The organism is Vibrio sp., from assembly GCF_984391705.1.
In genome coordinates this window covers 21721-42787 of sequence record NZ_CFHWOM010000004.1, presented here as the reverse complement: position 1 = coordinate 42787, position 21067 = coordinate 21721, and the positions used below count along the sequence as shown (strand labels likewise).

20 protein-coding genes are annotated in these 21067 nt (G+C 42.3%); 13 read left to right on the top strand and 7 right to left on the bottom strand.

Annotated elements, in window-relative coordinates; translation table 11 throughout:
• Position 1: 1 nt before the first annotated feature.
• Complete coding sequence (locus AC4MRV_RS04765; RefSeq protein ID WP_491186279.1) at positions 2 to 193, top strand: hypothetical protein; 192 nt, start codon at positions 2 to 4, stop codon at positions 191 to 193.
• A gap of 119 nt (positions 194 to 312) precedes the next feature.
• The gene (locus AC4MRV_RS04760) at positions 313 to 1011 is read left to right on the top strand and encodes a DUF1223 domain-containing protein (protein WP_491186278.1); all 699 of its coding nucleotides are present in this window, start codon (positions 313 to 315) and stop codon (positions 1009 to 1011) included.
• A 38-nt stretch (positions 1012 to 1049) separates the two neighbouring features.
• Here the strand turns inward: AC4MRV_RS04760 and AC4MRV_RS04755 are convergent, their stop codons facing one another.
• Positions 1050 to 1475, bottom strand: coding sequence for a DUF3010 family protein (locus AC4MRV_RS04755; protein ID WP_491186277.1), 426 nt, complete (start codon positions 1473 to 1475; stop codon positions 1050 to 1052).
• Positions 1476 to 1628: 153 nt separating this feature from the next.
• On the opposite strand from AC4MRV_RS04755, the gene AC4MRV_RS04750 reads away from it, so the two are divergent.
• Complete coding sequence (locus tag AC4MRV_RS04750; protein ID WP_491186276.1) at positions 1629 to 2393, top strand: class II glutamine amidotransferase; 765 nt, start codon at positions 1629 to 1631, stop codon at positions 2391 to 2393.
• Positions 2394 to 2431: 38 nt separating this feature from the next.
• Here AC4MRV_RS04750 and AC4MRV_RS04745 read toward each other — a convergent pair whose 3' ends face one another.
• A complete protein-coding gene (locus AC4MRV_RS04745) occupies positions 2432 to 4516 on the bottom strand; it encodes a hypothetical protein (RefSeq protein ID WP_491186275.1) in 2085 nt (694 codons plus the stop codon).
• Positions 4517 to 4826: 310 nt separating this feature from the next.
• Here AC4MRV_RS04745 and AC4MRV_RS04740 point away from each other — a divergent pair, with 310 nt between their 5' ends.
• Positions 4827 to 5789: a questin oxidase family protein gene (locus AC4MRV_RS04740; RefSeq protein WP_491186274.1), complete on the top strand. Its 963-nt coding sequence runs from the start codon at positions 4827 to 4829 to the stop codon at positions 5787 to 5789.
• 3 nt (positions 5790 to 5792) lie between these two features.
• Positions 5793 to 6107 carry a hypothetical protein gene (locus AC4MRV_RS04735; RefSeq protein ID WP_491186273.1) on the top strand — a complete coding sequence of 105 codons (315 nt, stop codon included), beginning with the start codon at positions 5793 to 5795 and terminating at the stop codon, positions 6105 to 6107.
• 62 nt (positions 6108 to 6169) lie between these two features.
• On the opposite strand, the gene AC4MRV_RS04730 is transcribed toward AC4MRV_RS04735, so the two are convergent.
• Complete coding sequence (locus AC4MRV_RS04730; RefSeq protein WP_491186272.1) at positions 6170 to 6727, bottom strand: PhnA domain-containing protein; 558 nt, start codon at positions 6725 to 6727, stop codon at positions 6170 to 6172.
• A 262-nt stretch (positions 6728 to 6989) separates the two neighbouring features.
• On the opposite strand from AC4MRV_RS04730, the gene AC4MRV_RS04725 reads away from it, so the two are divergent.
• Positions 6990 to 8069: a site-2 protease family protein gene (locus AC4MRV_RS04725; RefSeq protein WP_491186271.1), complete on the top strand. Its 1080-nt coding sequence runs from the start codon at positions 6990 to 6992 to the stop codon at positions 8067 to 8069.
• A gap of 31 nt (positions 8070 to 8100) precedes the next feature.
• Here AC4MRV_RS04725 and AC4MRV_RS04720 read toward each other — a convergent pair whose 3' ends face one another.
• Positions 8101 to 8889, bottom strand: a complete 789-nt coding sequence (locus tag AC4MRV_RS04720) for a M48 family metallopeptidase (protein ID WP_491186270.1) — start codon at positions 8887 to 8889, stop codon at positions 8101 to 8103.
• Positions 8890 to 8972: 83 nt separating this feature from the next.
• Between AC4MRV_RS04720 and AC4MRV_RS04715 the strand changes: the two genes are divergently transcribed.
• The 4 genes from AC4MRV_RS04715 (at position 8973) to AC4MRV_RS04700 (ending at position 11693) form a co-directional block, all read left to right on the top strand.
• Entirely contained in the window at positions 8973 to 9434 is a 462-nt protein-coding gene (locus tag AC4MRV_RS04715) for a hotdog fold thioesterase (protein WP_491186269.1), read from the top strand.
• Positions 9424 to 9657, top strand: coding sequence for a DUF3389 domain-containing protein (locus AC4MRV_RS04710; RefSeq protein WP_491186268.1), 234 nt, complete (start codon positions 9424 to 9426; stop codon positions 9655 to 9657). Before AC4MRV_RS04715 ends, AC4MRV_RS04710 begins: the two co-directional genes overlap by 11 nt.
• A gap of 76 nt (positions 9658 to 9733) precedes the next feature.
• A complete protein-coding gene (locus AC4MRV_RS04705; RefSeq protein WP_491186267.1) occupies positions 9734 to 11458 on the top strand; it encodes an SgrR family transcriptional regulator in 1725 nt (574 codons plus the stop codon).
• Positions 11442 to 11693, top strand: coding sequence for a hypothetical protein (locus tag AC4MRV_RS04700; protein WP_491186266.1), 252 nt, complete (start codon positions 11442 to 11444; stop codon positions 11691 to 11693). The genes AC4MRV_RS04705 and AC4MRV_RS04700 overlap by 17 nt, the downstream gene beginning before the upstream one ends.
• A gap of 421 nt (positions 11694 to 12114) precedes the next feature.
• Here the strand turns inward: AC4MRV_RS04700 and AC4MRV_RS04695 are convergent, their stop codons facing one another.
• Positions 12115 to 14298: a TonB-dependent hemoglobin/transferrin/lactoferrin family receptor gene (locus AC4MRV_RS04695; RefSeq protein ID WP_491186265.1), complete on the bottom strand. Its 2184-nt coding sequence runs from the start codon at positions 14296 to 14298 to the stop codon at positions 12115 to 12117.
• 261 nt (positions 14299 to 14559) lie between these two features.
• On the opposite strand from AC4MRV_RS04695, the gene AC4MRV_RS04690 reads away from it, so the two are divergent.
• Positions 14560 to 15456, top strand: a complete 897-nt coding sequence (locus tag AC4MRV_RS04690; protein WP_491186264.1) for a LysR family transcriptional regulator — start codon at positions 14560 to 14562, stop codon at positions 15454 to 15456.
• 31 nt (positions 15457 to 15487) lie between these two features.
• Here the strand turns inward: AC4MRV_RS04690 and AC4MRV_RS04685 are convergent, their stop codons facing one another.
• Positions 15488 to 18172 (bottom strand): bifunctional acetate--CoA ligase family protein/GNAT family N-acetyltransferase, encoded by a 2685-nt coding sequence (locus AC4MRV_RS04685; RefSeq protein ID WP_491186263.1) that lies wholly within the window; start codon positions 18170 to 18172, stop codon positions 15488 to 15490.
• 217 nt (positions 18173 to 18389) lie between these two features.
• Here AC4MRV_RS04685 and AC4MRV_RS04680 point away from each other — a divergent pair, with 217 nt between their 5' ends.
• On the top strand, positions 18390 to 18947 hold the full coding sequence (locus tag AC4MRV_RS04680; protein ID WP_491186262.1) for an SPOR domain-containing protein: 558 nt from the start codon (positions 18390 to 18392) through the stop codon (positions 18945 to 18947).
• A 157-nt stretch (positions 18948 to 19104) separates the two neighbouring features.
• On the top strand, positions 19105 to 20097 hold the full coding sequence (locus tag AC4MRV_RS04675) for a D-alanine--D-alanine ligase (RefSeq protein ID WP_491186261.1): 993 nt from the start codon (positions 19105 to 19107) through the stop codon (positions 20095 to 20097).
• Here the strand turns inward: AC4MRV_RS04675 and AC4MRV_RS04670 are convergent.
• Positions 20094 to 21053, bottom strand: coding sequence for a tyrosine-type recombinase/integrase (locus AC4MRV_RS04670; protein WP_491186260.1), 960 nt, complete (start codon positions 21051 to 21053; stop codon positions 20094 to 20096). The two genes, AC4MRV_RS04675 and AC4MRV_RS04670, sit on opposite strands and share 4 nt — an antisense overlap.
• Between the last annotated feature and the right edge of the window lie 14 nt (positions 21054 to 21067).

Genomic DNA, 21067 nt, shown 5'->3' with positions numbered 1-21067 from the left:
CATGGCAGCACAAGCAATGCAAATCGGTACTATCGACGCACCTATCTCTATGGACAAAAAAACCTACGCGGTTTCTTTCAAAGGATTGATTGCACACTTATTAGATATTCTTTTCACAGACAACACGCCTCGCGCTTACTACGCGAATGATTTGTCTGGTCACATGCAAAAAGACATCGGTATTTACCGTTAATCTAATAAGCATAAATTGAAAAAGCGCTGACAGAAATGTCGGCGCTTTTTTTATGTCCATGAAATCTTCCAATACCTCAATCGGTCTATGTTACTAGAAAGTTATTTGGGAATTTCGTTATGAACACTTTATTGGCGTTTTCGGTTGCCTCTACATTGTCAGCTGGGCAGATTTGGACGCATGAGGGGCAACCTGCTCAGGTTGTCGAGTTGTTTACATCGGAAGGCTGCTCTAGCTGCCCTCCTGCAGATCACTATCTTTCAGCATTAGAAAAGTCACCAAAGCTATGGCAATCCGTTATCCCAATTGCTTATCACGTAGATTACTGGGATCACCTCGGATGGGAAGATAAGTTTGCAAAGCCAGAGTATTCGCAGTTGCAAAGGTTGTACTATGCGTATGAGTTGATTGGCAGCGTCTATACTCCTGGATTTGTTGTTGATGGAAAAGAATGGCGTGGTTTTTTCAATTGGATAAATCGCGATCTACCATTAGTCGAAGCCCGCCAATCAGAACAACTGACTCTTGTACGTAAAGGTCAACGCTTTACATTGAGCTTTGCCAAGAAAGGCACATTTGACGCGACGATTGTTTTTCTTGCCAACAATCGGCTAACGCAGGTGAAGTTTGGTGAAAACAGGGGCAGAGAGTTGGAGCATGACTTTATTGCTGTCGAAAGAATGCAGAGGAGAGCATCTGATGGCAAATGGGAATTTGAGCTTCATGTGCCAATTGAGACTATTGATGCTGTTGCTGCGTGGCTGAGTAAGCCTGGAGAATTCGAACGCATACAAACCGTTGCTGGCAAGATTGAATGATTGGCCAAAAGGAGCCCAATTTAGGGCTCCAAAAAACCTTATCGTTTCATTGCGAATGCGTAGGCGGTGGTAAAAGCTTGTTCTTGATATTGCTTTAAACCTGTTTCTTTAAATTGAATACCAAGTGGGTTTTTCTTCAAGCTTTCCTTAATGGTGTTTGGTGAAACTAGCTCGACATTTAGATCGCTGATCAATTGGATCGCGGCTTCAAGTTTAAAGCCGACACTACCACCTGCAAATTTACCTTTCGTTTGACGCTGACGAATCACTACTTTGTCAACTTTATAGTCTTCCATTAGCTTCGCGAAAGAAAACTGAAACTTCTTCACTTCCTCAGTTGAGTTTGCGTCGCCAATCGATACTTTTGCTACGCGACAGTCCGGTAGATGAACCACGCCACCTGATGCTTCAAGGAGACAAATAACAGCATCATTGCCTTTTAGTTCTACACCACAAATTTTCATACAAATACCTCAAATGGTTGAATCGAAAGTATATCAGCCAACTTAGCCCTTCGTTCATCTATTTTCTAAGTTCGCCGTTTTAATAACCAATTCTTGCAACAAATGCTAATGAGTGGTCTATTAATAACCAAGCATCAGGTAAAGGAGGTGATAATGTGTCGATGGTTAGCGTATCAAGGTGAATCAATTTATCTTGATGAGTTGGTTTACCAGCCGGAACATTCTTTGATTCATCAAAGTTTAGAAGCAAGAAAGGCTGTCACGAGGGTCAACGCTGATGGTTTTGGCTTAGGCTGGTATACAGAGCGAGACACGCCAGGCCAGTTCCATGAAGTACTTCCCGCATGGGGCGACGAAAACTTACGCTCACTTACTCATCATATTCGTTCACATCGATTTATGGCTCACGTAAGATCTTCAACTGGTACACAAGTATCCCGCTCAAATTGTCACCCCTTCATCTTAGATAACTGGATGTTTCTGCATAATGGACAAATTGGTGAGTTTGAAAGGGTAAAGTTTGATTTGGAACGTTTGTTACCAGAGTCGCTCTATTTACAACGGCAAGGAACCACTGATAGTGAGCTGATTTTCTTGCTTGCGATGACAAATGGGCTGAAAGACGATCCTGTCAATGCAATTACAAAAACGATTTCGACAATAGAAAGCTGTCTACGCTCTAAGGACATTAAAGAACCGTTCAAAGCGTCCATTTGTATATCAGACGGACAGTCATTCTGGGTTGTTAGATTTAGCACAGATAACGAACCTCCCACTATATTTGTAAAGGAAGAGGGGCATTGCGTGGTTTTCGCGTCTGAGCCGTTAGAGAGTAACCGAGGCTGGAAAAGTGTTGCTCCGCAAAGCATTACAGTATTGAATCAGAATCAGTTAAGGGTTATCGACATCGAGCGGTGAAAAACTGCCAGCTCATTCATGAACTGGCAGTTGATGAGTTATTCTTGAGGTGTCCAATACTCAACCAAATAGTCTGCTAGGGCATCGGTGCGAAGCAATAGGTTTTCACGCGTTAGCGTATTAGTCGATAATGTTTCAATGACCATTGCATCATCGGATGACACGATCGCTCCAAATTGAATGAAGTCTTCTCCTCGCAAGGAGTCAATATCACGCTGTTCTTCTGGTAGCGGGATGTAAATTGATGAAAATGTACGGTAATCATCAACATATGGTTGGAATTTCCACTGGGTAGTGAACGGCTCAGCTCCAGGTGCATCTATTTCGACAGTATTTTGTTCAAGGAACTTAAGTGTCACCTTAGTTGGTTTCGCCGGACCATTGGCATCAGAGTTTATATCTCTAACCCAGTACCACGTTTTGTTGGTAAACCAACTTTTTTCTGGTGTAGTCATACGATTTTGGGGGTTGCGAAGCCAAATACCCGGGTTTCTGTTTTGGCCGAATCCAATGAAGAATTGGTTGCTACGTCTAAAGTTAAGGTCGTACGTTCCTTTGTGTGACAAGCGTAAATCATGGAAAAGCACATTATAGTTATACTCGCACAATAATGTGTTTTGAGAATCAAACTCACATAGTTTGTCGTCTTCTAAGAACTGGTAAGCACTGATTGTGTCCATGGAGTCCATGGAGTTGGTCAGTGGATAATAATGAAATTCACTACCTTGAATGGCTTTATGGAATGTGTCGTGACCACTAATAAATCGGTCATTGCGAGCACGCCAGTAGTCAAAGACTCTGTGTGCTAAACCTTGATCCTTAAATAACACCGAAGGTCGACCATTAGACAGATTGAACGCGACCCAATCCTGTGCTGCATCTTCCAAAATGGCCAAAGCAATTCGTGGGACAGTGGAGCCTTCAGGTGGCTGGATATGAATGACGTCCGGAGCATTTGGAATAGTTTCGATTGACCATGTTGCCGTAATATCAGGTGTTGCGTCATAGAATGTAACGTCAACTTGATTCCCTTCCTTCGCGAAATTCAGTGAAACCGTCTCCAAATTCTCATCTGACGAAGACGTTAGTAAAGTGAAGGTTTGAGATCGCAGTTGATCTTCGCGGATCTCTATGTCTGTGTCGGGGCTCAAATCCTTATGAGTCCACGCTTGCATTGTTTTTGAAGAATTCTCGTAACTAATCGAAAGGTGGTGCGAAATATATATAAATTTATACGTTACCTCTGGGGTGGTATCTGTAGCAGATAAGATAAGCTGATTACTTTCAGTGGTGTACTCTCTTTCCACTGAGTTGGTTAAACTGCCTAGAGCATGGGTGCCATCAAAAGTTGCCATTTTTGTTGAACCGTCCATCGCGACAAAGGATACTTGGAATTCTCCATTATCTTTCAAGTAGTCGGAGAGAGACGTTACCATACGCTCATCATCTACAACGCTTCCATCTCCCAACTGACGCAAGATCATTTTGTTGAGTTCTTCAATAGTGTGTTGGTTAGACAAGTCGGTCGCTTTGTCTTTGAAAGCCATCATAGTCGCATGAATACCATCCACTGACATATCGCCGAGTGATGAAGTGAAATCTCTTGTGATCGATCGAGCAATCATGTGTGCAACCGCAGCGTCAATTTGATTTGAGCGTTTCTCCACGAAATTACTGGTTAAAACACTAGAGGCGAGCCCTAAATCCGTCGCGAGTTCCTGGATCGTCTTTCCTGATAGTTGAGCGACTGTTGTGAATGGGTTAATTGTATTAACACCCGCAGGAGCGATCATTTGATAGGAATTGCTTACTGGCGCTAATTGGTCAGAATCGTTAGATTCGCCTGCAAAAATATTGGCAATTAGCGGGTATTTGAGGTCAGCAGTCGGTATGTCTATTCTTCCCAATTCATTGGTTCGCCCCTCGATAAATTCGTCGCTGTGGCACTTGTTATCCAAATTACGATCGACACAAACACTCACATTTTCTAGATAACCATCAACCACTTGGATTGTTGTCGTTACGGGAGGAGGAGACTGTGGTGTATCTGAGCCTGAGCTTCCGCCACCACAGGCTGCTAACTGAGCTGCAGATATGCAGACCAACGCTGACTTTTTAAACATAGATGTCCCTTGTTATGATTTTATAAATTTCATGTTAACTACTGAATAACATACATAAATTACCAGTGGCACGATAGTGATGTGCATCAAGGTTTAACGTAGAATAATTCTCATTAACGTGACTGATACAATAATTTGTACAAATGCAGTGTAAAAAAAACATGGAAGGTAGAGTAAATAGACTAAATGTTACAAATGAATGATTTGTGCGATCAGAATCAAATAACCATCAACTTCTCCGTGACCTCAACTTAAGGTGAGGTTTTAGCCTATCTATCAATTTATAGCTTCTCGCAAAAAGGAGAGAATGATGTTGGCTGAATTAATCACAAGGTCTCAGAACTATGGGATTGAAACCGCGCAATCTGGTAACACGAATCACCTTCCCATGGCGCTTATAGCACTGAATAAATTGGGAGCTAACCAAGTTCATCTTGAGGCATATTACGCGAATTATGCACCAAGTCTGATTACTAGAAACGCGGTTAACTTGAATCCTGCATTCATATGGGATGAGCAACTAGGCGACAAATCAGCGTTTGATGATTACCTTGCCTATTTTTTGCTACAGGTAGAATCTAAAGGTGTTGAGGAGACACTGAATGATCATTTAGATCGATTGATGAGAGGTTGCGGAGCTTCAGCTTTCCACGCCATTATTCGGTTAAGCTATGGGCTGCAAGCGGACAATGAGGTAGAAGTGGCATTTGGGCTTGCGGATTTAGCGAGTAACTATTTGCCTATCGAAGAACCAAAAAGTCGCATTGGAGATTACAGTACGATTTTAAATGCCGCGCTAAAGGTGTATGAAGGTATTAACGTCGATGGGTCCTTAATCTCAGATCGCATGAATTCCGTCGTTATTAATCAAAATTTCCAACAGGTTAATTGGGTTCCAGAATCAAATGATTTGACTGAGTTAAGTAAACTAGTTGCGGACCTGTACATACTCAGTCGTGATTTTACTGTGTTGCACGCAGTAACAAGTTGCCATGCAATGCGTTACTTAATACCTTTCATTAAACAACCAACTCAAGCTCTAAATCATTACTGGGCGGCTATCGTTTCTGCTGTACTTTCGGTTGAAAACCTAACCCGAAACGAATCACAAATATTCGGCATAAAACAACCTTTTGAACTCAATTATAACGTTGTGTTAAACAGCCAAGATAGCCATGTAATTAAGCTTGCTTGGGCCTGCTTAGATGAATTCCAATTTTACGGACATGAGAGCCATTTGCTTATTTTAAACGCGATGTTAGGGGAGAGCTGAAAGATGAATACTTACAATGTTTACTTCTCTGTTGCTAAGCACAATGAGGAACAAGATGTCATTAATTTAACCAAAGAGTTTGTTAACCAGTTAAATAGAGAAAACTTGATTATAGATTCCAGTTTTTGCCAAGTGATACAACCAGGTAACTTTAAAGGTCTACCTGACTATCATCTCGCGGTGGCTTTCAAAGATAAACAGCATATGGACGATTCGTTTGAATACATACGTGAAGTCCTTATGAATAAACAGCCCCATAGTTTATTAATGCGTTCAGTGAAGGATTTTAAGGTGAGCTTTAGTCAAACGTTAGACTAATTAAACTAAAAAGAAAAAGCGCTCATTTAGAGCGCTTTTCATTGATACTGTTGACGTATAGATTACTTTTTACGGCAGTATTCAGCGATAACGTACATAGATTGGCCACCGTTCGCTTTACCAGAAACAAGCTTAGGATCATCACCAATACTAATGCCACGAATTACCGTGCCTTGCTTGATTACTTGGTTAGTACCTTTTACTGGCAGGTCTTTAATGACCGTTACGTCGTCACCTTTTTTAAGTTCAACGCCGTTGCAATCAAGAGGTTTGTCATCTGCAGACATACCTGTCATCGCCCAGTTCATTTGCTCTTCTTCCATGTACATCATGTCTAGCGCATCTTGCGCCCAGCTTTCGGTATTTAGACGAGTAAGTTGACGCCATGCCGTTACCTGAACTGCAGGAACTTGGCTCCACATACTGTCGTTTAGACAACGCCAGTGGTTGATATCTTTTGGTTCATCAATTTCACCTAGGCACTTGTCACACACCATGATGCCGTAATCTACTGTTACGTGGCTATGAGGTGGCACAGCGTAAGCAGTTAGTGGTGCTTGTGCAGCACATAATTCACATTTAGATTCACAGCGTTCTAGCATAGTAGCTTCAGAAGACATAGTAGACTCACATAGTTAGGTGTTAATAACGGCGGCTATTATGCACTTTATCCGCAGAAAAGAAAGGGGCATCCGGTAAAGCAAAGGTTTTACTGATGGAAACTGACAAAAGTCTAACGATTGTTACTGTTCTAGAAACATCCAGGTTAAATTCAATAACCTATGTGTAGTGACATTGTCACAATACAGCTACCTTCTTTACCTTGTTAGGTGATAAAGGCATAATTCATTTCGTTGTTATACCAATTTAATAGGTTAAGGCTTGGAATTACTTTCTATCGATTTTCTGGGTAGGCCATTAAGGCTTGAAGGTTCAATGGCTGGGTGGCAGCAGCTATTTTGGGACAATCAGGTTGTTTCACAGATAAACGCTGATTCTGAGCGAAAGAGTAGTGTTCATGAGTTTACTTTGCTCAAAGGTGAAGAACCGCTCAATTGCAAGTTAGAAGTAGAACTGCAATGGCAGCCTTTTATCCTCAATTACAAGGCACTACTTAATGAGGAAATGATTGTCGAAGGCAATCGAGATACCAAAGATATTGAACACCAAGTGCCATTCACTCCCCCAAAACCAGAGCGCAAGTTCAGCATTATTGGCTTGATCTCATTAGGAATGAAAGCTCTTAAAAGTGCTAAGTTAATCAAGGTTGTTCTTGCTTCGGCGAGTTTGGCTGCGTATTCATGGTTATTTTCATTTCAGTTTGCGTTAGCGTTAATTGCTTGTTTAGTGTTCCATGAATACGGTCATGTCCGAGCGATGAAGTATTTCGGAATGAAAACGAAAGGCATTTATTTGGTTCCATTCCTTGGTGGATTAGCGCTTAGCGATGAGAAGATTAACACACGCTGGCAGGATGTTGTGATCTCAATCATGGGGCCCATGTTTGGCTTGATCTTGTCGATTATACTTTCGATCATTTATTTAATCACTGGCGAAATGTTCTTCGCTGGCTTGGCGGTATTTAATGCTTTTCTCAACTTATTTAATTTATTGCCGATATTGCCACTAGATGGTGGACATGTTCTTAAAAGTATTAGCTTTTCAATGAATAGTGTTGCCGGTATCGTCCTGTGTACAATCGCCGCTGCTGGTGGTGTGGTATTAAGCTACTCGCTTGGCCTGACGTTATTCGGTTTTTTGCTAATTATGGGCATGCTAGAGATCGTGCTCGAATGGCGCTCACGTCATCATAGTCATTTACTGCCACTCGACCGCTATGGTCAAATAGTTTCGGCTGCATGGTATGTGGCGTTAGTGGGGGGCCTAATTGGTATCATCTGGCTCTTTGCTTCGACAGGCGATCAGTTGTTGCAGTTGCCGTTACTAATTCTAGGGACATAAACAAAAAGGGAGCGTTTGCTCCCTTTTCTGTTTAAGAGCATTTGGGTTTGGTTGTCCCGTAGTTAGGAAGTTTACGAATTATAGACTGTAAATCTTGGATACGAGTACTGTGGGAAGGGTGAGTCGAAAGTAACTCTGGTGGCTGACTTCCGCCCGAAGCTGCTGCCATATTTTTCCATAGGCTAACACTTTCTTTCGGGTTGAACCCTGCCTTTGCCATTAGCTCCAAGCCAACAATATCTGCTTCAGATTCTTGAGTACGCCCGTAGGGCAGTAAAACCCCATATTGAACTCCCAGCCCCAAAGCAGCCATCGTAACGTTCCTATACTGAGCATACTCAGATGAACCCAATGCCACGTTGGTGATTTGTAAGCCAGCATTAGCAATTTGAGATTGCGATAAACGTTCATTACTGTGGTCTGCAAGTACGTGAGCGATTTCGTGGCCTATAACTGTGGCGAGTTGGTCTTGGTTTTTGGCAACTTTAAGTAGACCAGTATACACGCCGATTTTTCCACCCGGGAGAGCGAAGGCGTTAACTTGATCACTATCGAAAACCACGACTTCCCATTCGTTGAACCCTGGCTGTTTTGGAACATATTGCGTGACGCTTTTGGTGACACATTGAACGTAAGCATTGACCTTAGCATCGGTACTTACTTTCTGTTGTTGCTTCATTTGTTCGAATGATTGTGATCCTAACGAACTCATATCAGAATCAGAAAACAGCAATAATTGGTTTCTACCAGTCGGTGAGGAGCTACAAGCGGCAAGTGAAAGTGATAGTCCGACCGCAGATATTTTGATGAAGTTGCGCATTGAATTCTCCGTTTCAACCTCAGTATTCAGCTAATAATAACATTAGGTTACAATCCAATGTAACCAAACTATTGGAAAACAACATGAGCATCTGGAAACGTAATATCAACCTAGAACGTCTAAATGCGACGTCAAAAAATACTTTGATAGATCACTTAAACATTATTTATAGTGATTTTGGTGATGATTATATCGAGGCAACCATGCCTGTTTGCCACTTTACTCACCAGCCCTTAGGAATGCTACATGGTGGTGCGTCTGTGGTTCTTGCTGAGACTCTAGGTTCAGTCGCGGCCAATTTCTGTGTCGATGAAGAATCGTATTGTGTGGGGCTAGATATCAACGCCAATCATGTTCGTTCTATGCGTGAAGGTCAAGTGACCGGACGGGCGACCCCGACTCATTTAGGAATTTCCACCCAAGTTTGGCAAATCGACATGGTTGACGAGCGCGAACGCTTGGTATGTACGAGCCGACTTACTATTGCAGTGAAGCGTAAGAGAAATTCGCGCCAAGCACTTAAAGGAATGCAAGATGTTGGTTGAATTTAAAAGCGGAAAAATCATCGCCACACCCCATGAAGTTGTAGTCAAGCTCCATGGCGAGCATATGGTCACACTTCAAGCTCAAATCGATGCCATTCAATTGATTGGTCGTGGTGCGAACGTAATCGCCGCTAACGGCAGTGAGACTAAGTGGTCAATAAAACTGGACAATGACACTCAGCTTAAATCTCTAGCGAATGAGATTGGTATCGATATTCAATAGAATGCGACAAAGGCTTGATTCTTTCGGTTAAATAAGGAAACTTAGCTAAAGAATAGAAAATTTGAGTTTCCCCTTTATGAGTAGCCCTCGACTTCGCGTTCAATTCGAAACGCTATTTGAGCATTACAATGGTCAAGATTGTGGTGTTCAACTTGAAGAAATAACTGAAGTCCTGTTTTGTACACGACGTAACGCTCGCATTGTATTGAATAAGATGGAAGAGCAGGGATGGATTGAATGGCATCCGTCGCCGGGGCGAGGAAAACTTTCACAACTGAATTTCAAACGCAGTCGTGCAGATGTCAGCGAAAACCTCGCTCGAAGATATCTTGAAGAAGGTAAAATAGGCCAGGCGCTTCAAGTCCTAGACCAAGATACCGCGAAACTTGCTCAAGTAGTCGAAAGCTACCTGGGCGTTCAGCACCAAGAGGGACTGCAGGTCGTTCGCCTTCCATACTACCGACCATTGTCAGTTCTCAATCCCCGTAAGCCCATTCGCCGCTCAGAACAACATATTATCAGGCAAGTGTTTAGTGGTTTAACTCGGCTTGACGAAAACGAACAACTCCAGCCAGATTTAGCCCATACTTGGGAAATGATTACCAATACGCACTGGCGATTTTATCTGCGACCAAGTGTTCGTTTTCATAATGGAGATCTGCTTACGACAGAAGCTGTGATTGAATCTTTACACTCGTTGAAAGACAAGCGTTTGTTCTCTCACTTACATGAAATAAGCTCCCCCAGCCGTTATGTGATAGACATTCATCTTAGCCGGGCGGATTTTAAACTGCCTCTGCTACTTTCTGAAGCTTGTGCCAAGGTACTGTTGCCGGAAAATACACAAAATGAAGATTACGATCTTTTTCCTGTCGGTACGGGCCCATATAAAGTTACTCAAAATGATGATAAAAGATTGGTTTTACAAGCATTTGACGGGTATTTTGGGTTTAGGCCTCTGCTTGATAGCGTAGAAGTTTGGGTGATTGATGATGTGCACTCGTCTATGGTGTTTCCTAGCCTTAGTAGCCCAATTAAGCCAGAAACAGGAACATTCTCTGACGAGGTAGAGTTGGATCCCGGTTGTACATACTTGCTGTTAAATCGAAAGAGTGGCTTAGCAAGCTCTGAAGAATGGGCTAACTATTTTAGTCAGCGTTTAGGCGCACTTAACCTTTATCAACAACTTCCTCAGGACAAAATTGTTGAGCTAGGCGTTTTACCAGCTCATGGCTTAAAGCCGGGTTGGTATCATCACACCCGCCAGGGATCATATACCTCTCCACCTTCCTACACCAAAGTTCGGATTGCTTATCATGGTGAGCATCCGATGTTCCCAACTTTAGTTAAATGTATCGAAGGCCTTTTAAAGCAAGATAAGCTGGAAGTAGAGCTCGTTAAATACAGTCTTTTTGCGCCAAATATCGACGATATTGATATATGGGTCAAACCTATGGGAATTGCAAATAATCGTGACGATGCTTTAGCCGGCTGGTTACTGAATTACAGCGATATTTCGCTGGTTAGTCGCAGTGAAGATTACGAAAGTTGGACTAAAGTCGTAGAAACTTGGCAAGCAGAAGAAAATTCTACTTTCCCAGCGAAAGAGCTTGGTAAATCACTTGTAGAAAAAATGCAAATTATCCCGATGTTTCATTGTTGGCTAGGTGTAAGTAAAGATCAGTGCGGGTCATTACAGAATGCAAAATGTAATGCATTAGGTTGGTTTGATTTTAGCCAAGTTTGGATTAAACCCGATTCATCAACTCAGGATTATGATGAAAATGGCGAAACCCAATAAAAAACAGCCGACTAAAACGGTAAACATCTTTTGCGCAAAGTGCAAAACCCAGCTATTCAAATACCGTAAAGGAGGGAAGGGAGCCCTTGTTAAGTGCTTCAAGGAGCGTATTGTTGATGATTATACGCTTCAACCATGCATTTGCCCTGTGTGTGGCGTTGAGTTTGCTCGCGACACACTTATCCGTGGTACACCTGCATTTAAGGTAATAGGCGGTAAAGTCACTATGAAATAAGCGAAGTGCAGGATAAAGTATTTAACTAATTTGAAACAAAACGAATGGGGTTTATTGTTGAAAATGAGTGATAGCGCAGCAATTTTGAGGTCGATCGATAAAAAACGTAAAAAACTCGTTAAAGTGTATCATTGTTTTTCAAACCTGTTAGAATATCCGCAGTTTAAATTCGGTTTTTCCAACAAATTAACAGGGGTCCACAATGGAGCTAGCTCTTATCATCACTTTCATCGTCGCGTCAGCTGTAATGGTTAAGAAAGAGATGACAAGCTCAAAATAAGCCTTCATTCGTTACATTTTTTCTTTTCTTTTTTATCGAGTGAATTCTAAAAGCTCCCTTTTCGGGGGCTTTTTTGTTTTCTAGGCTCTAGATAATAAAAAAGCCAACATTACGTTGGCTTTTTTGGGTAAAACAATCTGATTAAAATTGGTAATCTACGCTTAGACCCCAGTTTCGACCAGGCTCAGAACGCATCTGAATGTTGTCACCAGACTCTTTACCAGTTAGGTCATTGTACTCGTAGTATTTAATATCAAATGCATTAAATAGTCCCGCTCGCAACGTTAAGTTTTTGATAGGCGAGTAGTATGCTGTCACATCAAACACGCTGTATCCTGGAGCGTCAATGTTGTCTTCTGAAGACCATTCCGTTTTGCGCGCAACCATCTTAAGTGTCGCAAGACCACCAAATTTGTGGGTTTCATTGTCATAACCAAGGCCAACTACTGAAGTAAGTGGAGCGACAGAATCTAGATCGTCACCACTACGTTCGTCTTTACCTTCAGCGTAAGCGATATTGAACAGTGAATACGTTCCTTGAGGTGCAGCAAACATTTCATCAAGCAGAACTTCGTTGCTGAACTCGACACCTTTAATTTCTACGCGGTCCAAATTAGTTAGCGTAAAGTGATCAAAGCCTGGTCGTTTTTCAGGTAGTTCTTTGTGAGCAATGAAATCTTTGTATTTGTTGTAGAAGCCAACGAGCTCAAATTTAGCGTAATCATTTTGTCCACGTAAACCGGCTTCGTAAGAGGTACTTTTCTCTGCCTCAAGGTTAGAGTTAGGCGTAAAGTCTGCGCCACTAGAGTACTCGTAGTATAACTGTTTAACTGTAGGGGCTTTAAAGCCCTGACTGATTTGAGCAAATGTGCTCAGATTATCATTAAGGTGGTAGACCGCACCGACTTTTCCTGTAAAGGCATCGTTGCTGTTTTCTTCATGTTTGGTGTCGAACCCTTCGTCTGTAGAAGGATCGGCTTTGTATGCATCGTAGCGTATACCAAGGCTTGCAACCAAACGTTCTTCCATCAGGAAGATGTTGTCTTGTGCAAATAGACCCCATTGCGTCATTTTTGCATCGGGAATAGTTGTTGAACCAGGCTTAGTCGTTCCGTTGTCATGATATATGTCACGGTTATCTAGACTGAAGTCTGTGTTCACATAGTTGATGCCGTATGTTAATTCGTGAGTTGAGGATGATAAATCAAGGACTTTATCGAACTGAGCGTCGAACTGAATTGTCTTATCTAAAGCGTTGCGAACACGAGTTCTGCTACCGTTGTATCCGATCATACCCATATGATCAATTACATCAGCATAGTTTTCATTGATCGTTTCGGTAGTTTGGTAGTTTAAATCGGCGCGCAATGAGTCAAAGATTGATGTTTCTTTAGTCAAAACATAGTTAACGCCAAAACGGGTTCTTAGAGACTCGTCGTTTGTTTCTGCATTATCATAGGTAACAACTGGCATAGGGCCACCGCCCATATCGAACATGCTAGTATAGTTTTCACTCTTAGAATCTTCTTGGTAATTTTGTTCATTTCGTTCAAACACAAAACCGACTTTGTTTGACTCATCGATAGTGTAATAGATTTTGCCTAACACATTGTTCATGTCTTTGTCGGCTGGGTTTGCAATCCCGCGCATGCCTCCGTCGATATCCTCACCATCGCCGTAATTTTCGGTTTCGTTGCCTTGAGCGTAGGTACCGATAACGATAGCTTCAATATCATCGTGACGCAGTGCCCAAGTCAGTGTGTTTTTGAACTGACTGTCTTTAGAGGAGTAGCTAGATTTGATGCCCAATCGTGTTTCATTGTCATTTGTCACTAAGAAATCATCTGGATTTTTGGTGTTAATGACCACGACGCCGCCTAAAGCATTGGAGCCGTACAAGGTTGACGATGCACCCTTATTGACTTCAATAGACTGCAGAGTATCAACTTCAATCGCATTTGGATAAATCGCCTGAGTTGCACCGCCACCTGGGTTAAATGGGGTAACTTGTTGAACGCCATCAACAACGACCTTAACGCGATCTTCACCCATGCCTCGGATGGTAAAACCTGATATGCCAAAACGCCCTTCGGTAGTAACGGTAACGCCAGGGGTCTTATCGAGCGCTTGTTTCAGATCTGTAGATAATGAATCATCAATATCTTGACTAGAAACGGACTCGACCGAGCCTGATACGTCCTTTTTATTTTGTTCTGTTCTCGTTGCAGAAACAACGACTTCGTCAAATACAGAGTATTCTTCAGCATGAACGGGGGCCGTGAGCGCGACAATAATTGACGCAGACAATAAAGATCGCTTATACATCTTATTATTACCTTAAATCCTTGTTTTTATGATTTTGCTTTAAACGAACGGGATATTATTGGATCTAAATGATAATTACTATTGTTTGCATTATCGATGATTGCTTTGTTTACACATTAAATCAGATAAGATACGGATAAAAACTCTTAAAATACAGATGGATATGTCGTTCAGTTAACAATTGTAAAGGTTCAGTTTTGTTGTTAAAAGTGTGATTTATGTCTTATTTATAAAATCCTTTACTTGGGGAGATTGTTAGTTGTGCAAAGTCCAATTACTTTAGAAGCACTACATATTTTGGATGCTATAGATAGACGAGGCAGCTTTGCTGCTGCAGCCAATGAGCTCGATAGGGCCCCATCATCTCTTAGTTATCAAATCCAAAAGCTCGAGCAGGATCTTGATATCATGATCTTTGATCGTTCCGGTCATAAAGCCAATTTCACCGAAGCGGGTAAGCTTATTTTAGAAACGGGTCGGAGTATCCTCGCTGCCACCCAAAAGCTTGTTAATGATGCATCCGTGCTCGCGAATGGTTGGGAGCTTGATATAACTTTAGCGTTTGATGGCATTATTCCTGTCGAGAATTTTTTCCCGTTGGTCGATTCGTTAAGTCAAGTGAGCTCAACCCGAATTAAACTACAAGAAGAAATCTTAGCAGGGTGTTGGGAATCATTATCTGACGGCCGTGCTGACTTATTGGTTTGTCCAAAGTTAGAAACGCTTCCTCATGACGTTAAAGCGGAAGTCATTGGTGAAATGGAAATGATCTGGGTTGCCGCTTATGATCATTACGTGCACAAACGGTCCGGAGTGTTTGATGATAAAGCACGAGAAAAATATCGTGTTATAGCTATTGCTGACACGGCGCGAGAGCAACCGCCAATCAGTATTAACGTCATCCAAAAACAGCCACGTTTAACAGTGACAAATTTCGCGGCTAAGGTGTCGGCTTTAGAAAAGGGCCTCGGGATTGGTACTTTGCCAAAACAGCTCGCGACGAGATTAATAGAGCAGGGTAAGTTAAAACAAATCTCTGGTACTGATGGACAGCCGATTGAGATCATTTTAGCGTGGAAACGTAATAAAATCGGTGAAGCCAAATCGTGGTGCATACAGTACTTGAAGAAAACATTTAAGGCGAATGCCAAGATCTAAAAAAAGAGGGAGCATTTAATGCTCCCAACTTTTAATCATTCAAGCTTAAAACCATATCTGCAACGCCATCTTCAAATTGCACGTCTAACTTGAATCCCATTTTTTGCGCCAGCATCAACATTCCTCGGTTGCTTGGCATTGTCATGCCTGACATCTGTTTCGTGCCTTTGTGGCGACAGTAATCTATGATTTTCTGCATTAGAATCTTGCCCAGTCCTAATCCTTTTAAATCTGAGCGAATTAGAATGGCAAACTCAGCATCGGTATTGTCGGGGTTGATGAGTGCGCGCGACACGCCGATGATTTGTAAGGCCGTATCAGTTTGCCTAACTGCGACAAAGGCCATCTCTCTGTCATAATCAATCTGCGTGAAATTGGCCAGTGCTTCGTGGTTAAACTCTCCAACATCGGTAAAGAAGCGTTTGTAAAGATCATCCTTAGATACGTTGTTGATAAAGTTGGCGTGATCGGGTTCATCTTCAGGGAGAATAGGGCGCAGTAGTACTTCTTCGCCAGTTTTAAGTGGGACGATCTCCTCATATTCAACCGGGTAAGGACGTATAGCCAAACGCTCCTGTGCATCTCCTTCGTAATGCTTGAGTACAAGGTCGGCATCCAATATCGTAAAGTTGCTTCCATTTGCTAGTACTGGATGAATATCCAGTTCATGTACTTGAGGGCAATCAACCACCATTTGGGATATTCTTACTAAGTGCTCTGACAGACCTTGTATGTCCATTGGCTCTGGGAGTTTTTGAAGTCTAATCTTCCCATTTTTGATCGCTCGAACAATCAAATAACGAGCCAACGCCATATTGAGTGGAGGAAGAGCAGAAGCCGCGTCCATCGATTCGTCCCATTCAGAACCGCCTTGGCCTAGAAGGATAACAGGGCCGAAGGTATCATCAGTTTTGACCTTAATTCGAATTTCTTCACCTCCCGCAAGTTTCGCCATACCTTGAACGAGCAGCCCGTGAATATGTGCAGAAGGGTAGTTCAGTTTAGCGCGATCAAGTATCGCTTCTGCTGCGGTTGCAACTTCTACACTGTTTCTGAGGTTGAGCATGACTCCCTGAATATCTGACTTATGGGGGATATCAGGTGAGCGTAATTTTACTGCGACTGGGTATCCAATCTGTTCAGCAACATGAACAGCTTCACTTGTGTCAGAAGCAATCCAAGTCGGTAAAACATCAAAGTTGAAATGTTTGAGAAATGGTCCAATTTGATGGGTGTCTAGAGATACTGTTTTTTTATCCAGTAGCTTTTCTTCAATCCATTTCTTAGCTTCATTAAGCTCAGAAATATGGACGGGTTCCGCCGTTGTTGGTGTTTCCATCAGTTGTTTCTGATTACGCCTGTACTCAACTAGGTGCATGAAGGCGACAACAGCACTTTCTGGGGTTCGATATGTCGGGATTCCAGCATGAGTAAAGATAAGGCGAGCGGGTTTTGCGGTTAATTCTCCCGACCAATTAGTAAGAATATTGAATCGTTTGTGCCGTGGATGAGCTTTCACCGCCTCGACAATAGCTTGAGCTGTTTGCTCGGAATGCGCAACAGCGGAAGGACTGTGCATGATAAGTATGGCGTCAGCGCAATCGCTATCCATCACAGCATTAAGTGTTTTTACGTATCTTGTATGATCGGCATCGCCAACCATATCTATAGGATTACTATAGCTCCAACTTGGCGGCAGAAGGGAACTCAAGGTGTCGATGGTTTCGTCAGAGAGCTGAGCTAATTTCCCTCCACGCTCTAGTAGTGTATCTACTGCCATTATCGCAGGTCCGCCACCATTGGTGATAATGGCCAGACGCTCTCCACGCAATGGTACGGAGTGAGTTAAAGTTTCCACTGCTGCAAACAATTCATGCGAATTATTTACTCTTAGCATACCTGTACGACGAATCGCTGAGTCGTAAATAATGTCGAGCGTATCCCCGCCACCAGTATGCGCTTTTGCTGCTTTGCGCCCAGCTGCAGTACGCCCACCTTTGAGCACAAGTATCCTTTTATTACGAGACGCAGCTCGTGCGGCCGACATAAATCTACGAGCGTCTTTGATTGTATCTATATAAAGAAGGATGGCTTCGGTATGAGAATCCCGACTGAGTTCATCTAGTAGATCTGCAAAGTCTACATCAAGCGCGTTTCCCAACGACACAAAAGCAGAAAACCCAATATCTTTATCATTCGCCCAATCTAATATCGTGGTACACATTGCTGCAGATTGGGAGATAAACGCAATTTTTCCTTTTTGAGCGGTCACTGGAGAAAACGAAGCATTGAAGTTTACCCAGGGCAAAATCAACCCAAGGCTATTTGGACCGAGCACACGCATCTCTGCAGCTTTCGCTATGTTTGAGCAAACCTCTTGTATACTTGAACCCTGCTCGTCGGCTAAATGCATATCCGCAGAAAGCACGATGACGGATTTTACGTTTTTAATCGCCAACTCTCGGAAGATTGCAACGTTTCGTGTAGCGTTGGTACAGACAATAGCAACATCGGGCACCATTGGAAGTTCAGCGATTGTCCGATAGGCGAGCACGCCACAAACGGATGAGTGTCGAGGAGTTACCGGCATGATTGCTCCTTCAAAACCACCATGAAGCAAGTTTTTCAGGACAATGTTTCCAGCACGCATCGGTTTACTCGAAGCACCAATGACTGCGACAGATTTGGGTTTAAGGAGGTGGGTTAGGCTGCTCATAGACGCGCTCCGATCAGGACGATAGACAAATCGTATCTAAGCTGATTGCTATTTGCTGAACCGATTTGGCGTTGTTTTAATCAGATCACGATAGGACAAGTGTAGATTGTGCCTTGTGTCACAGAGTATTGATATATAATTAAAATGTTGGGTTGATTCTGAGTCGCTCTAACGGCATGATTTACAGTAATTTCTAGAAAAGGCATTTGAAAGTTTCATGAAAAAAATTGCAATCGTTGGTTTGTCAGTACTGCTTAGTGCGTGTGTCTCGAGTGACTATGTCACAGACGTAAGCTCAGAAAGCTATCGTGAAGATTATAAAACAGCGAAGGTTGAAAAACCCGTTGTTTCACAACAGGAAGTTACTCAAGGCATAACGGAAAAGAATGTCGAAGCCAATGTTGTTAAAATGGCACCTGTAGTTGAGAAACAAAAAACTAAGCCAGCTGTTGCAATCACTCCTCCAAGTGCTAAGCAGAAAGCGATGAATCCTAGATACGGTTTCACGATCCAGGTTGTTGCTGTAGGCTCACAAACCAAAGTTGACCAGTTTGCTCGTAAACTTCCTCGAGGTGAACAACCTATTTGGGAAAACTACAAAATGGTTAATGGTACGAAGTGGTATACGGTTCTTTTCGGTGACTATGCTACTCGCACAGACGCAAAGCAGGCCATTAACGAACTGCCTGAAGAGTTTAGAGACCTCAAACCGTTTGTTAAGAGTATCGACTCTATTAAGAACTCTGAATACCCAACGCTTAACAAGCTAAACTAAATCATTTTAAAAAGGGGCATATCGCCCCTTTTTAATGCCTATTTATTGGTCACTCACACGGTAAATTAGCCCAATCACACTTAAACTCGTGTAACTTACAGTGGTTTTTATTATCATGTAGGCCAGTACTCCTGTTGTATCACGGAAAGATCTTTTAATGACTAATACGACAATTCTTCTTTTATGTGGCGGTGGCTCATCAGAGCATGAAGTTTCGCTTTTATCCGCTAACTTTATCCAATCCCAGCTAGAAAAAACGAATGACTTTAAAGTTGTACGTGTGGAAATGAAACCTGAAGGTTGGTACACGGATACTGGTGTATTAGCGTATCTTGATACCAATGCTGGAACGCTCAACACTGATAATGAGTCAATTAAACTAGATTTTGTTGTGCCTTGTATACACGGTTTCCCTGGTGAAACTGGCGATATTCAGTCAATGCTTGAGTTGTCTGGTATCCCATATTTAGGTTGCGGATCTGAAGCGAGTACAAACAGCTTCAACAAGATTACGTCAAAGCTATGGTATGACGCATTGGGTATTCCAAATACCCCGTATCTTTTCCTATCAAACAACGATGAATTAGCTTATTCAAATACTAAACAGGCACTTGATAAGTGGGGAACGATCTTTGTTAAAGCCGCGCGCCAAGGTTCATCAGTAGGGTGCTACAAAGTAAGTGATGTGAGTCAGTTACAACAAGCGTTAAACGATGCATTTGGTTATTCAGATCAAGTTCTTATCGAACAAGCGGTTAAGCCAAGAGAGCTGGAAGTTGCTGCATACGAGTATCAAGGAAAATTGTACGTTTCCAAACCGGGCGAAATTAAAGCGCCGGAAGACGCATTTTACACTTATGAAGAAAAGTATAGTGCGTCTAGCCACTCTACAACTGATGTAGAGGCCACCAACCTAACCGATGAGCAGCTAGAACTTATTCGTGTTAACTCTGAGAAAGTGTTCACTCAAATGAGATTACGTCATTTATCTCGTATTGATTTCTTCCTCACTCCAGAAGGTAATATTTACCTCAATGAAGTAAATACATTCCCGGGCATGACACCGATATCGATGTTCCCTAAGATGCTTGAACATAATGGCCATAGCTTTAGTGATTTCTTAGCAGATTGCGTAAGAAGTTCGCTTTAAGATATCGGTTTAAAGGTTTTAAATACCATTCTCTCAGTGTCCGCGAGCGGCTTGTTACCCAAATAGTAATAAGGCATCGCGGCGCTCATCCATCGGCCAATCTGCTGAATATCTTTTACTTTAATACCTTGTTTTGCGAGCTCTTTCGCAGCGCCTACGCGTAACGACTGACCAGAAAACTGCGAAGTTAAACCAAGCTTTTCACTGGCTGAGCGAACAATCCTGAATATCGAAGAATCATCCAACCGCTGGTCTGCGACATTCCCATGTTTATCTATCGCAGTGAATAACCAATTTGAATTGGCGTTGCGCAAAGCAGCCCATCGTTCAATGCTCATACTTCCAAATTCATCGATAGGGTATGTGTTAGCGCCTATACGAATCGAATATTTGCCGTCAACGCTACTTACTAAATCTGAAATTTGAAGGTTTTTAAGCTCACTTCGTTTAGCAAGGCTACAAAACATCACGTGGTAGATAGCTAAATTGCGAATATCGCGTGGATGAGGAGAGTCCGCAAATATCTCATCCAGTTGATTTAAATGATGGATTTCAAACGGTACAGTCGATTTTGCATCACCTTTTTTATCAAGACGGGTTTTTCCCAATGCCAGTTTTACGTTTGATGTGGCAGACGGGTCACTAAGACCTAACACTCGATGAAATAGACCTATAGTTACAACGTAACGTTTGATGGTTGAATATTTTCGTAGTTTGGACTCGCGCTCTATAAATAGACGCAAAGCGGTGGAAGAGGCTGGAAGTGGAGATACATGCTTAGAATTACAGAACTCTACGAATAAGTTCCAATCTTTAGTCATAGCCAGTAATGAATTGTTAGCGTAACTAAAGGCTGTCAATTCGTTGACAAGTTCTTTGCTAACCAAATTTGCAAACTTGCTAATCAATTGTTTTTTTTCAGCTTCGCACTCGATGATACGGATGTTTTTTTTCATTATGAAGCACTATA

Excerpts from the sequence above, each read along its gene's own strand:
- AC4MRV_RS04765 (WP_491186279.1), top strand. The coding sequence starts at position 2 with ATGGCAGCACAAGCAATGCAAATCGGTACTATCGACGCACCTATCTCT.
- AC4MRV_RS04760 (WP_491186278.1), top strand. The coding sequence starts at position 313 with ATGAACACTTTATTGGCGTTTTCGGTTGCCTCTACATTGTCAGCTGGG.
- AC4MRV_RS04755 (WP_491186277.1), bottom strand. The coding sequence starts at position 1,475 with ATGAAAATTTGTGGTGTAGAACTAAAAGGCAATGATGCTGTTATTTGT.
- AC4MRV_RS04750 (WP_491186276.1), top strand. The coding sequence starts at position 1,629 with ATGTGTCGATGGTTAGCGTATCAAGGTGAATCAATTTATCTTGATGAG.
- AC4MRV_RS04745 (WP_491186275.1), bottom strand. The coding sequence starts at position 4,516 with ATGTTTAAAAAGTCAGCGTTGGTCTGCATATCTGCAGCTCAGTTAGCA.
- AC4MRV_RS04740 (WP_491186274.1), top strand. The coding sequence starts at position 4,827 with ATGTTGGCTGAATTAATCACAAGGTCTCAGAACTATGGGATTGAAACC.
- AC4MRV_RS04735 (WP_491186273.1), top strand. The coding sequence starts at position 5,793 with ATGAATACTTACAATGTTTACTTCTCTGTTGCTAAGCACAATGAGGAA.
- AC4MRV_RS04730 (WP_491186272.1), bottom strand. The coding sequence starts at position 6,727 with ATGTCTTCTGAAGCTACTATGCTAGAACGCTGTGAATCTAAATGTGAA.
- AC4MRV_RS04720 (WP_491186270.1), bottom strand. The coding sequence starts at position 8,889 with ATGCGCAACTTCATCAAAATATCTGCGGTCGGACTATCACTTTCACTT.
- AC4MRV_RS04715 (WP_491186269.1), top strand. The coding sequence starts at position 8,973 with ATGAGCATCTGGAAACGTAATATCAACCTAGAACGTCTAAATGCGACG.
- AC4MRV_RS04710 (WP_491186268.1), top strand. The coding sequence starts at position 9,424 with ATGTTGGTTGAATTTAAAAGCGGAAAAATCATCGCCACACCCCATGAA.
- AC4MRV_RS04705 (WP_491186267.1), top strand. The coding sequence starts at position 9,734 with ATGAGTAGCCCTCGACTTCGCGTTCAATTCGAAACGCTATTTGAGCAT.
- AC4MRV_RS04700 (WP_491186266.1), top strand. The coding sequence starts at position 11,442 with ATGGCGAAACCCAATAAAAAACAGCCGACTAAAACGGTAAACATCTTT.
- AC4MRV_RS04695 (WP_491186265.1), bottom strand. The coding sequence starts at position 14,298 with ATGTATAAGCGATCTTTATTGTCTGCGTCAATTATTGTCGCGCTCACG.
- AC4MRV_RS04685 (WP_491186263.1), bottom strand. The coding sequence starts at position 18,172 with ATGAGCAGCCTAACCCACCTCCTTAAACCCAAATCTGTCGCAGTCATT.
- AC4MRV_RS04680 (WP_491186262.1), top strand. The coding sequence starts at position 18,390 with ATGAAAAAAATTGCAATCGTTGGTTTGTCAGTACTGCTTAGTGCGTGT.
- AC4MRV_RS04675 (WP_491186261.1), top strand. The coding sequence starts at position 19,105 with ATGACTAATACGACAATTCTTCTTTTATGTGGCGGTGGCTCATCAGAG.
- AC4MRV_RS04670 (WP_491186260.1), bottom strand. The coding sequence starts at position 21,053 with ATGAAAAAAAACATCCGTATCATCGAGTGCGAAGCTGAAAAAAAACAA.